Source organism: uncultured Kushneria sp. (assembly GCF_947497025.1).
Taxonomy (GTDB): domain Bacteria; phylum Pseudomonadota; class Gammaproteobacteria; order Pseudomonadales; family Halomonadaceae; genus Kushneria.
The window spans coordinates 90284-101993 of record NZ_CANMFC010000001.1; the positions used below are offsets into that span (position 1 = coordinate 90284).

Annotated in this window: 12 protein-coding genes; all 12 read left to right on the plus strand. The window is 59.9% G+C overall.

Annotation, left to right across the window (positions count from 1 at the left end):
• Positions 1-113 precede the first annotated feature (113 nt).
• The gene (gene pstS, locus Q0931_RS00475; protein WP_299256159.1) at positions 114-1148 is read left to right on the plus strand and encodes a phosphate ABC transporter substrate-binding protein PstS; all 1035 of its coding nucleotides are present in this window, start codon (positions 114-116) and stop codon (positions 1146-1148) included.
• An 89-nt stretch (positions 1149-1237) separates the two neighbouring features.
• On the plus strand, positions 1238-2200 hold the full coding sequence (gene pstC / locus Q0931_RS00480; RefSeq protein WP_299256161.1) for a phosphate ABC transporter permease subunit PstC: 963 nt from the start codon (positions 1238-1240) through the stop codon (positions 2198-2200).
• A gap of 11 nt (positions 2201-2211) precedes the next feature.
• Complete coding sequence (pstA, locus tag Q0931_RS00485; protein WP_299256163.1) at positions 2212-3054, plus strand: phosphate ABC transporter permease PstA; 843 nt, start codon at positions 2212-2214, stop codon at positions 3052-3054.
• A gap of 20 nt (positions 3055-3074) precedes the next feature.
• Positions 3075-3908 (plus strand): phosphate ABC transporter ATP-binding protein PstB, encoded by an 834-nt coding sequence (gene pstB, locus Q0931_RS00490; RefSeq protein ID WP_299256165.1) that lies wholly within the window; start codon positions 3075-3077, stop codon positions 3906-3908.
• Between the two features lie 248 nt (positions 3909-4156).
• Entirely contained in the window at positions 4157-5827 is a 1671-nt protein-coding gene (locus Q0931_RS00495) for a BCCT family transporter (RefSeq protein ID WP_299256168.1), read from the plus strand.
• A gap of 246 nt (positions 5828-6073) precedes the next feature.
• Complete coding sequence (locus Q0931_RS00500) at positions 6074-6781, plus strand: extensin family protein (RefSeq protein ID WP_299256170.1); 708 nt, start codon at positions 6074-6076, stop codon at positions 6779-6781.
• Between the two features lie 223 nt (positions 6782-7004).
• Entirely contained in the window at positions 7005-7418 is a 414-nt protein-coding gene (locus Q0931_RS00505; RefSeq protein ID WP_299256172.1) for a VOC family protein, read from the plus strand.
• Positions 7411-7668 carry a DUF3253 domain-containing protein gene (locus tag Q0931_RS00510; protein ID WP_299256174.1) on the plus strand — a complete coding sequence of 86 codons (258 nt, stop codon included), beginning with the start codon at positions 7411-7413 and terminating at the stop codon, positions 7666-7668. The genes Q0931_RS00505 and Q0931_RS00510 overlap by 8 nt, the downstream gene beginning before the upstream one ends.
• A gap of 69 nt (positions 7669-7737) precedes the next feature.
• Positions 7738-8391, plus strand: coding sequence for a glutathione S-transferase family protein (locus tag Q0931_RS00515; protein WP_299256176.1), 654 nt, complete (start codon positions 7738-7740; stop codon positions 8389-8391).
• A gap of 176 nt (positions 8392-8567) precedes the next feature.
• Positions 8568-9059: a 5-(carboxyamino)imidazole ribonucleotide mutase gene (purE, locus tag Q0931_RS00520; protein ID WP_299256178.1), complete on the plus strand. Its 492-nt coding sequence runs from the start codon at positions 8568-8570 to the stop codon at positions 9057-9059.
• 91 nt (positions 9060-9150) lie between these two features.
• Positions 9151-10269, plus strand: a complete 1119-nt coding sequence (locus Q0931_RS00525) for a 5-(carboxyamino)imidazole ribonucleotide synthase (protein WP_299257222.1) — start codon at positions 9151-9153, stop codon at positions 10267-10269.
• Positions 10270-10476: 207 nt separating this feature from the next.
• Entirely contained in the window at positions 10477-11682 is a 1206-nt protein-coding gene (locus Q0931_RS00530; protein ID WP_299256180.1) for an alanine--glyoxylate aminotransferase family protein, read from the plus strand.
• Positions 11683-11710 lie beyond the last annotated feature (28 nt).

Here is an 11710-nt window from a genome sequence, read left to right on the forward strand (position 1 = left end):
TTTCGTTGCTAACCTGGTGTCGTATTGAAACCGCCGCGCTTTTTGACCCGGCCGGCACGATCACCATCAGGGCGCAGCAAACGCCCTGGCGCAAGGGAACCGGAGCAATTCTGATGATCAAGCAAGTCGCTGCAGCCTTCATCGCTACCTCGCTGGCGGCCACCGCCTCGGCCGCTACCATCACCGGTGCCGGAGCAACCTTCCCTTATCCGGTCTATTCGCAGTGGGCCGATGGCTATCAGGACGAGACCGGTAATGGTCTCAACTATCAGGCCATCGGGTCCGGCGGCGGTATCCAGCAGATTACGGCTGGCACGGTGACCTTCGGGGCCAGCGATGCGCCGATGACCCCGGAAGAGCTCAAGGAAAACAACCTGGTTCAGTGGCCGCAGATCATGGGCGGTGTGGTGCCGGTCGTGCATGTGGAAGGGGTGGACAACGGCGCGCTGCGCCTGGATGGCGAGACACTGGCCGATATCTATCAGGGCAGAATCACCAGCTGGAACGATGACGCCATCTCGCAACTCAATCCCGACCTGAATCTGCCCGATACAAAGATTACCCCGGTCTATCGCGCCGAAGGTTCCGGCACCAACTTCCTCTTCACGCACTATCTGGCCCAGGTCAGCGACACGTTCAAAAACGAGATCGGCGAAGGCAAGTCGGTGGCCTGGCCTGCCGGTGTCGGCGCCAAGGCCAATGGCGGTGTGGCCAGCCAGGTCAGCGGTATCAACGGTGCGATCGGCTATGTCGAGTCAGCCTACGCCGAGCAAAATGATCTGAACGTGGCGCAGATGGAAAATCAGGCCGGCAATTTCGTGACGGCCAACAGCGATTCCTTCCAGGCGGCCGCCGCCAACGCCGACTGGAAAAACGCCGAGGGCATGTATCTGGTGCTGACCAACCAGCCCGGCGAGCAAAGCTGGCCGATTGTGGGGGCCTCCTTCATTCTCATGCACACCGAAGTCGATGACGCTCAGGCTGCTCGTGACGCGCTCGCCTTCTTTGACTGGTCGTTTGAAAACGGCGGCGACATGGCCTCCGAGCTGAACTACATCCCGATGCCGGACAGCGTTGTCAGCATGGTCAAGCAGGACGTCTGGTCACAGATCAAGGACAGCAGCGGCAAGGCCATCTGGCAGCCATAATCCCTGTTGATCCGATGTCTCGGGCCGGGGCCATGTGCTCCGGCCTCTGTTCACCTGAAAACCCTTACGTTTATGCACAGGTATGAACCATGACGACCGGCAGCAGCGTCACACCACAGGCCGCAGAGGGCGATCGGATGCAAAAGCTGTCGGCAAGTGAGCACGAGCGGACCGCGCTCAAGCGCAACGGCCTCGTGGACCGGGTATTTGAAATCACGACCAGAGGCTCGGCACTGATGGTGCTTTTGCTTCTGGGCACCATTACCGGTTCTCTGGTATTGGCCGGCTGGCCGGCCCTGTCAGAGCTGGGTCTGTCCTTTTTCACCGATGACCGCTGGGCAGCCAACGTCAACCGATTCGGAGCCCTGCCGGCCATTTACGGCACGCTGGTCACGTCCCTGATTGCGATTGCCATCGCCATTCCGGTGTCGCTGGGCATCGCGATCTTTCTGACCGAAATCTGTCCGCCGAAGCTGCGCCGCACCATCGGTACCATGGTCGAGCTGCTGGCAGGCGTGCCGTCGATCATTTATGGCATGTGGGGCATGGAAGTACTGGCGCCGTTTCTGCAGTCCCATTTCCCGTCGGTATTTCCAGCCGGCACCGGACTGACGACGGCCGGCTTGATTCTGGCCATCATGATCATCCCCTTTATCACTGCCGTGACCCGCGATGTCATGAATACCGTGCCATCGATCATGCGCGAGTCGGCCTATGGGCTGGGCTGCACCACCTGGGAGGTCGTGCGCCACGTGATCTTTCCGTCCGTAAAGGCCGGGATGCTGGGCGGGGTGATTCTCGGTCTGGGCCGGGCGCTGGGAGAAACCATGGCGGTGACTTTCGTGATCGGCAACAACCTTTTCCTGAACGCCACGGTGACCGGGCAGGGCACCTCGATTGCCGCCCTGATTGCCAATCAGTTTTCCGAAGCCGACGGCCTGCAGCGCTCGGCGCTTTTGCTGCTGGGTCTGGTTTTGTTTCTGATCACCTTTGCTGTACTGGCGCTGGCGCGCTTCATGCTTAATCGCACCAATCAGCGGGCCCCGTCATGAAGGAGGCTGTCATGAATCCTGTCTATCGCCGTCGCCGGATGGTCAATCGCATCATCATGATGGCGTCGCTGCTGGCCTCGGCCTTTGGGGTCATCTGGCTTTTTTTGATTCTTCTGACGCTGGTCACCAAGGGCGTACCGGCCCTGTCACTTGACGTGTTTACCGAGCGCACCCGCATGTCCGGTGGTGGACTGGGCAATGCCATTCTGGGTTCCTTGATCATGACGGCACTGGCCACCGTCGGCGGCACCCTCATCGGCATCTCGGCTGGCACCTGGCTTGCCGAATACGGCGGTCGCTCACGGCTGGCCAGTCTCATTCGCTTTATCAACGATGTGCTGTTGTCGGCACCTTCGATCATCATCGGTCTGTATATCTACGCCGTCGTCGTGCTGCCAATGGGGCACTTTTCGGGCTGGGCCGGGATGGCAGCGCTGATGGTCATCATCATTCCGGTCGTGATTCGCTCGACTGAAGACATGCTGCTGCTGGTACCCAATTCGCTGCGTGAAGCCGCCGCGGCGCTGGGGGCGCATCGCTGGCTGATCGTGCTCCGGGTCTGCTATAGCGGTGCGAAGGCGGGGATCACTACCGGGGTGCTGCTGGGGTGTGCGCGCATCAGCGGCGAGACGGCGCCGCTGCTGTTTACGGCGCTCAACACCAATCAGTGGAATTTTTTCAACATGGGTAGCGAGATGCCCAACCTGCCGATGGTGCTTTACCAGAACATGACCATCAATTCGTTTATTCCCGCTCAGGTGGCGCTTGCGTGGGCCGGAGCACTGGTACTGACGGCTGCGGTGCTGATTCTCAATATTCTGGCGCGCGTCAGTGCGGCGCGCTCACAGAAGTAGCATCAAGGGGCTTTCATTTCATGAACATGCGATCAGAGAATTTCACCATGGCGCCCAGGCAGACCTCCCGGAACGCTTCCGGACATACCCATGCTTCAGCCCCTGCCAAGCTGTCGGTCCAGGACCTGAACTTTTACTACGGCAGCTTTCAGGCGATCAAGAACGTCTCGATGGAAATTCCATCCAATCAGGTCACGGCCTATATCGGCCCCTCCGGCTGTGGCAAGTCGACGCTGTTGCGCTGTTTCAATCGGATGCACGATCTTTATCCGGGACTGAAAACCGAAGGCGGCATTTTACTGGACGGGCAGGACATCCATGCCTCGGGCGTGGACATCAATCTGCTGCGTGCCCGGATCGGCATGGTGTTTCAAAAGCCGACGCCCTTCCCGATGTCGGTGTATGACAATATCGCCTTCGGGGTGAAGCTTTATGAGCGCCTGTCGCGGCGCGATATGGATGAGCGAGTGGAGTGGGCGCTGAAAAAGGCCGCACTCTGGAACGAGGTCAAGGACAAGCTCAAGACCAACGGGCAGTCGCTGTCCGGCGGTCAGCAGCAGCGCCTTTGCATCGCACGCACCATTGCGGTCAAGCCCGAGGTGATCCTGCTGGATGAACCCACTTCGGCGCTGGATCCGATCTCGACCGGCTATATCGAGGATCTGATTCACGAGTTGAAGACCGACTATACGATCGTGATCGTGACGCACAACATGCAGCAGGCGGCGCGCGTTTCCGACATTACGGCGTTCATGTATCTGGGCGAGCTGATCGAATGCGGGCACACCGATCAAATCTTTACCGACCCCGAGAAAAAGCAGACCGAGGATTATATAACGGGCCGTTATGGATAGAGGGCGTTATTGATGCCATGATATAATCGTCCTGCGACGCAAAACATACAGGGGACACAGACGTGTCCCCTTTTTCGTGGGCAAAACGTTCGCTTGATGTACGGTCATCGATCGATACGGATGAATGCTTCCCGCCCGGGTGCCTTTTGATACCGGTAGAATATTTGGTGCGTTCATTGGCACGGACGGTGATGTTTTTGAACTAGTCTTTAATGACACTCCAACAACGACAGGGGATCGACGCATTTATGGCTATTGCTCCCAGACAGCGTGTCTTTGTCGCGTCCACGATGATCATCGTGGTGCTTGTGGCAATCGGTGCCATCTTTCCTGACCAGTTCAGCAAGGGCGCCAGTGCTGCACTGAGTGGTGTTACCCATCTTTTTGGATGGTTCTATCTCTTTTCGGTATTCGGCTTTGTCATCTTTTTGCTGGTACTGGCCTTCAGCAAATACGGCAAGATTCGTCTTGGGCCTCAGGAAAGCAAGCCAACCTATGACTTTTTTTCGTGGGTCAGCATGCTGCTGGCGGCCGGTTTCGGGGTAGGGCTGGTGTTTTACGGCATGGCCGAGCCGATGACGCACTTTGCCAACCCGCCTTTCGGAGATGTGGAAGGTGAGACGCCTGAAGCGGCGCGGCTGGCCATTCAGTACGCGTTTTTCAACTGGGGCGTGCACCAGTGGGCCGCCTTTTCAGTGGTGGGCCTGATCATTGCCTATACCCAGTTTCGCAAGGGACAGACGGGGCTGGTGTCAACGGTCATGTCCCCACTGACGGCGAAGCTTGGCAAGGGTCGCGTTCTCGCCGGTGGCATACTCAATACCTTTGCCGTAGTGGCGACTGTGATGGGGGTTGCCACTTCCATTGGTCTGGCGGTGCTGCAGATCAACGGCGGTCTGCACGCCGTGTTTGATGTCTCCGAAGGGTTGATGTGGCAGGCCATCATCCTGTTTGCGATGTTTGTCTGCTATATGCTGTCGACCGTTTCAGGGCTCGACAAGGGCATCAAGCGTCTGTCCAATATCAACATGGCGCTGTGTCTGGCCCTGATGGCCTACGTTCTGATTACCGGGCCGACCGTGGCCATTCTGGGCACCATTACCACGGGGCTTGGGGACTATCTGCAGAACTTTTTCTCCATGAGCCTGCGTCTGAGTCCTTACACCGATACTGACTGGGCCAGCAGCTGGACCGTGTTCTACTGGGCCTGGGTCATTGCCTGGTCACCGTTTGTCGGCACCTTTGTGGCACGCATCTCGCGCGGACGGACCATCAAGCAGTATGTCTTTGGCGTATTGATCGTGCCGCCGTTGTTGGCCTGTCTCTGGATCGGGGTATTCGGCGGTGCCGCCATCCACATGGATATTTTCCAGGGTACTGATCTGGCTCAGGCGACCAGCGACAACATCACCTCGGCGCTGTTTGTGATGTTTGATCAGATGCCGTTCTCCTTCCCGCTGTCGATTGTGGCCATGATCCTGATCTTCATCTTTCTGGTGACTTCGGCTGATTCGGCGGCCTACATCGTGGGGCAGATGACCGACAAGGGCTCGCTCAACCCGCCGCTTTACAAGCGGGTGACATGGGGCATTTTGATCGCGGCGATCTGTCTGATCCTGATTTCGGCAGGGGGCGAAAGCGGTCTCAGCGGTCTGCAGTCGGCCGCCGTGGTCTCGGCACTGCCGTTTACACTGATCATCTATGGCATGGTCTATGTACTGCTCAAGGAGCTGCGCGCCGATCGCAAACAGATGCTGCTCAATCTTTATCGTCAGCATAATGAAACGCCGGTCGGAGCGGATGCCTTTGAGGCCGATGAGATGTCCGATACCCACGTTGAACGTATTCGTCGCTCACCGGATGTGAAAAATCGCCGCATCCATCGAGGACGGGGTACCGGGCAGATCGAGCAGGAATGAGGCTGGTATTGGGCGGTCATAGTGTCAGGTCGGGTTTTGTGCCCGACCTGATTACATATGCCTATCCTGATGATCCGCAATGATGATTAGTCCGTTAACCGTTTCATCCTTATCCTTGATCGTGATTCGAGCCGCCAGACTCGAATCTGCTTCATTTTGCATCGTTGATGCATTGCAACACCCCCTTCTGTCCCGCATGTTCGCCATGCGGGATTTTTTTTGCCTGTCGAGTGGCTCGGAGGGGACGTGCGCTACGTCGTACTGATTGTTTTGTTGATCCCCGTGCTGGTGGCGACAGGGCTCTGGCAGCAGTGGCCGGGCAGCGAACGCGTCCCGTCGCAGTACAACCCCTTTGCGCCATTTGATGTGGATGATCCGCTGACGCCGATCACTCGTTTCAAGCTCAAGGCGCTGGGGCAGGACCCGCAGCGCTGTCTGGCCGCCCTGGCCCGGGCACGGGAGCAGAGCGCCATCGATTACACCGAAGTCGGCAGTCCCGAGATCGGCGCGTGTCGGCTTGATCACGCCGTACGGGTGCGCTCAACGTCGGTGCAGTTCAGCGCCAGCTTTCTGGCCAGCTGCCCGCTGGCGCTCTCCTGGGTGGTGTTTGAGCGACAGCGTCTCCAGCCGCTCGCACGCGAGCTTTTCGGGCAGGACGTCACCCGGGTCGATCACGTCGGCAGCTTTGCCTGTCGCAATGTCTATCACCGCGACAGCGGTCGGCGCAGTGAACATGCTACCGCCGAAGCGTTCGATGTCATCGGATTTCGTCTGAGTCAGACCCGCACGACGGTCGCCGGGCACTGGCAGGATGAAGGGCCCCGGGGCGCGCTCCTGAGACGTGCCTTCGAGGGCAGTTGCGATGTGTTCGGCAACTCGCTGGGGCCGGAATACAACGCTGCCCATCGCGATCACTTTCATCTTGGCATGCGCGGTTACGGCCTGTGTCGCTAGATATTGCGCCCCCGGCGGTGCATACGCATCGTCACAAAAAGGGTAATGTCACGGCCTGAAAGGCTGGCTATGGTATGAGGACATCGGCTGAAAAGCTTACTCCCCAATAACAACTCCGAGGAGTTCTGCCGCATGAGTACTGTCTGTCGGCACGCCTGTTCCTGCTGTCTCGCCATAGCGCCTTGCGTGCCCCCCTCCATTGGCAGGGAGCGCGCCTAGAACCATGTTTACCCATATTCAGCTTGGGGCTCGTGACCTGCCTCGTCTGGCCGCCTTCTATGATCATGTGCTGGAACCGCTCGGTCTGATTCGCCTGCCCAGCGAACGCGATGGCGGCCCGCCCGATGCCATCTGGCATTATCCGGGCAGGCAATGGCCGCTATTTGTCATTCAGTACCCCTTCAACGGCCTGCCGGCGACCTGGGGCAACGGCGCTCAGATCAGCTTCATGTCGCCCTGTCGCGAAAGCGTTGACGATGTCTGGCGCCGGGTCATGACCTGCGGTGGCGTCAGTGAAGGTCCGCCGGGCGTGCGCGACTGCTATGGGCCGGATTTTTACGCCGCCTACTGCCGCGATATCGAAGGTAACAAGCTCTGTTTTGTGCACGACAGCACAATGGTATCGCGCCATGAGTGATTCCGATGACAGCACCGTTGCCGAGACGCTGATGGCCCTGGCCGAGCATCGAGGTCGTGACAAGAGCTTTTGTCCATCAGAGGCGGCGCGCGCGCTGTTTGATGAGCAGCACTGGCGCGATCACATGGGCGATGTTCGCCGGGTTGCCCTGGATCTTGCTCGCGAGGGTCGACTCGACATGCTGGCCCGCGGGCATCGTCTGTCCCCCGAGGTGGCGTATCGCGGACCGATACGTCTACGGTTGGGTTAAATTCTGCAAACGTGCTGTGCTGGCGAATGAGCACAGTACGGTGGGTCCGAAACTTCAGGGAGTCAGCGCGTGAGCGATTTTGTGCTTTATGGGTTTGATGGCAGTACCTACGTGCGTACGGTGCGTATGCTCTTTATGGAAAAGGGCGTGACCTACGATCAGGTCTCGGTCGATGTGCTCAAGGGGGAAACCCATACCCCCGAGCACTTGCGCCGCCATCCCTTTGGCAAGGTGCCGGCCCTGGAGACCGGCGGTCGCATCCTGTATGAAACCGACGCCATCGCCGAGTTTCTGGAAGGGCATTTTCCGTCGCCTGCGCTGGTGCCACGCCAGCTGGATGATCGCGTCGACATGCGCCAGTGGGCGGCGGTGATCAACAACTATTACTACCAGACCATGATCATGGAGCTGGCCTGGCAGCGCGTCATCAATCCGTTGCTGCAGCGCCCGGTCGATGAAACCGTGATTGCCGCAGCCCTGCCAGAGGTACGCCATCAGTTCTCGCTGCTGGAGCAGTCGCTGGCCACCCGCACCTGGCTGATCGCCGGCCCCATCTCTTATGTGGACTTTCTGCTGGCGCCGATCATGGCCTATGTGGTCATGACACCGGAAGGCCGCGAGATCATGGCGGATTTTCCGGGCGTGCAGCGCTGGTGGGACAACATTCGCCAGCGCGAAAGTTTTGAGCGCACCGTTCCCGAACGCTTTCGCACCTCAGGTTGAGCATGCCCTCGATGCGGTGGCCGGTCGCTGAAGCGACACCACCCGGGCTGTCGTGACTTCCCCCTCCCGACCCGAGCGAGTATCCTGCACGGTTTTCCAACATGACGCAGCGCCGCGGCCATCGCCGGCGCTGCACTGTTTCCTGTCGAATGTTCATTGCCGAAAGGGGAGTGCCGATGCAGCCGCGTGTGGGAGTGATCATGGGATCGAAGTCGGACTGGCCGGTGATGGAGCATGCCGTCAACATGCTGACGCGTCTTGGTGTGGCTTACGAGACACGTGTGGTGTCCGCCCATCGTACGCCCGATCTGATGTTTGAATATGCCAGCACCGCCGCCGAGCGGGGCATTGAAGTGATCATTGCCGGCGCCGGTGGCGCCGCGCACCTGCCCGGCATGGTGGCCTCGAAAACGCCGCTGCCCGTACTCGGCGTGCCGGTGGAATCGAAGGCGCTCAAGGGCATGGATTCGCTGCTCTCGATCGCTCAGATGCCGGGCGGCATCGCCGTGGGGACGCTGGCCATCGGCAAGGCCGGGGCCACCAATGCGGGGCTTTTGGCCGCCCAGATCATCGGGACCCATGACCGTGAGGTGCGCCGTGCCGTCGAGGCCTTCCGCGCCGAACAGACCCGGACCGTACTGGATAATCCCGACCCGAGCGCAGAATAGTACGGTTAGCAATAGTACTTTCAAGAACAGTACTTTTAAAAACAGTACTGGCGCAGATTTCTTTACCCCTGTTGATGAGTGAGAGATGGCCATGCAGATCGGCATTCTGGGAGCAGGACAGCTCGGACGCATGATGGCGCTGGCGGGCCTGCCGCTGGGTCAGCGGTTTACGCTTCTGGACCCCAGCGGTACGCCCAGCGCCGGGATTGGCGACATCCTGGCCGGCAGCGATGACGCCACGCTCGAAGAGTTCATTGCCTGCTCTGATGTGGTCACCTATGAATTCGAGCACCTGCCGGTGACGCTTCTGGAGCGCATCGAGCAGGTGCGCCCGGTCTACCCGTCAAGCCGCGCCATTGCGGTATGTCAGCATCGCGCCAAAGAGAAAGAATTGTTCTCGCGGCTCGGCATACCCACCCCCGACTATCGTCTGGTCGACAGCGCCGAGGCGCTGGAAGCGGCGGCGCGCGAGCTGGGTTGCCCGGTGGTGGCCAAGTCCACGACTGAAGGCTATGACGGCAAGGGCCAGTTTGTTTTGCGTGCGCCCGAGCAGGCCCATGATGCCTGGCAGAGCATTGGTCATGATCAGCTGGTGGTCGAGGCGTTCGTGGATTTCGTGCGGGAAGTGTCCCTGATTGCCGTGCGCGGACGCGGTGGAGAAGTGCGCTCGTACCCGATCACGCAAAACCAGCATGAAGAGGGCATCCTGCGCTATTCGGTAGCGCCATTGCCGGATGTTGATGCGGCCCTGCAGTCCACGGCAGATGGCTATATTCAGGCCCTGCTCGACGAGCTGGACTATGTCGGCGTGCTGTCGCTGGAGCTTTTCCAGACCCGTGACGGCCGGCTGTTGGCCAACGAGATGGCCCCGCGGGTGCACAACTCCGGCCACTGGACCATGAATGGTGCGGTCACCAGTCAGTTCGAGAATCACCTGCGCGCCATCGCCGGGCTGCCACTGGGCGATACCCACGCGCGCGGTCTGACCTGCATGGTCAATGTCATCGGCGAGGAGGGCGATATTGTCGAACTGCTGGCGCTTGATGGCGTACACCTGCACCGCTATGGCAAGGCGGCGCGCAGCGGTCGCAAGCTGGCCCATATCAATGTGGTGGCCGAGGACTATTTAACCCTCATGCAGCGGGTTCGCGCCGTCACTGCACTGCTGCCAGGCGCATTCGATAACACCATGCACTGGGACAACGTTTAAGCCCATCGTCGCTTCCTGCAGGGGCCGCCCGGCTTCTGCAGGCCTCTGTCAAACGCCCCTTTCTCCTCTTTTGTTCTACGGCATCGTCCTGATCAGACAAACCTGATCCGGCGCTTGTCGACGTTTTCAGACCGTGTGCATACTGGAAATTCTGTGCCGATGCTACGGCGCTTTAACCCTGCCTGATGTCATCTCAAGGAGATGGTGATGCCTTATAGCGTGCCCGATATCGAACCCCTGGAAAGTATCTTGCCCGATGAGCCACTGCTCATGATGGGCGCGGGCCCCGTGCCCATTCCAGCGAGGGTGGCAGCGGCCAATGGCATCGTGATCAACCATCTGGGCGAGACCATGGCGCGCATCATCGAGCAGGTCAAGGCGATGTCGCGCTACGTCTTTCAAACCGAGTCACGCCATATCCTAGGGGTGGCAGGCCCCGGTTCGGCGGCGATGGAAATGGCGGTCATCAATCTGGTCGACCCCGGCACACGGGTGCTGACGGTCAATAACGGCTTTTTCAGCAGTCGCCTGGGCGAGATGGCCCGCCGTGCTGGCGGTGACGTCATGGAAGTGGATGCCGGCGCCACCTGTGCCGCCAGTGAGGCCGATGTCATCGAGGCGATTCGTACGCATCGCCCGCGCGTGTTGACCATCGTGCAGGGGGAAACCTCCAGCACCGTGTTTAACCATGCCCTGCCGGTCATCTGTCGAGTGGCGGCCGAGGCGGATTGTCTGGTGATCTGTGACGCGGTCTGTACGCTGAGCACCATGCCGCTGGAGATGGATGCCTGGGGGGTAGACGTGGTGATTACCGGCGGGCAGAAGGGACTGAGCTCGATTCCCGGCGTGTCGCTGGTGGCTTTTTCCGACCGGGCCTGGGACGTCATCGAGCGTCGTGAACGCACCCTGACCCACTGGTGTCTCGATGCGCGGCTGGCGCATCAGTTCTGGTACAACAAGTCCTATCACTATACGGCGCCGGTCTCGGGCATTCTGGCGCTGCACGAGGCGCTGCGACTGGTCTGTCAGGAGACCCTGCCCCGACGTTTTGATCGCCATTTACGCTGTTCGCGGGCATTACAGACCGGCATTGAGGGACTTGGGCTTGAGCTCTACATCGAAGGGCCGTCCCGGCTGAACTCGGTGGTGGGCATTCACCTGCCCGAGGGGCTGGCCCAGGCTGAGCTGATGCAGCACATCTCGCGCCATCACGGCGTGGAGATCTCCGGCGCTTTCGGGGCCAACATCGTGCGTATCGGACAGATGGGCGAACAGTGCCGGACGCACCATCTGTTTCGCACCCTGCATGCGCTGGGGGCAAGCATCAGGACGCTGGGCTATCAGGTGGATGTACCGTCAGGCGTGGCCGCCCTTGAAAAGGCGCTGGAGCGCTATACGCCGGTGTATGCCTGAACGTCCCGGACAGGGGCCCCGGCAAGCG

Coding starts and splice junctions, on each gene's coding strand:
- Q0931_RS00525 (WP_299257222.1), top strand. CDS start 9,151: ATGCAGATCGGCATTCTGGGAGCAGGACAGCTCGGACGCATGATGGCG.
- Q0931_RS00495 (WP_299256168.1), top strand. CDS start 4,157: ATGGCTATTGCTCCCAGACAGCGTGTCTTTGTCGCGTCCACGATGATC.
- Q0931_RS00510 (WP_299256174.1), top strand. CDS start 7,411: ATGAGTGATTCCGATGACAGCACCGTTGCCGAGACGCTGATGGCCCTG.
- pstA (WP_299256163.1), top strand. CDS start 2,212: ATGAATCCTGTCTATCGCCGTCGCCGGATGGTCAATCGCATCATCATG.
- pstB (WP_299256165.1), top strand. CDS start 3,075: ATGAACATGCGATCAGAGAATTTCACCATGGCGCCCAGGCAGACCTCC.
- pstC (WP_299256161.1), top strand. CDS start 1,238: ATGACGACCGGCAGCAGCGTCACACCACAGGCCGCAGAGGGCGATCGG.
- purE (WP_299256178.1), top strand. CDS start 8,568: ATGCAGCCGCGTGTGGGAGTGATCATGGGATCGAAGTCGGACTGGCCG.
- Q0931_RS00530 (WP_299256180.1), top strand. CDS start 10,477: ATGCCTTATAGCGTGCCCGATATCGAACCCCTGGAAAGTATCTTGCCC.
- Q0931_RS00505 (WP_299256172.1), top strand. CDS start 7,005: ATGTTTACCCATATTCAGCTTGGGGCTCGTGACCTGCCTCGTCTGGCC.
- pstS (WP_299256159.1), top strand. CDS start 114: ATGATCAAGCAAGTCGCTGCAGCCTTCATCGCTACCTCGCTGGCGGCC.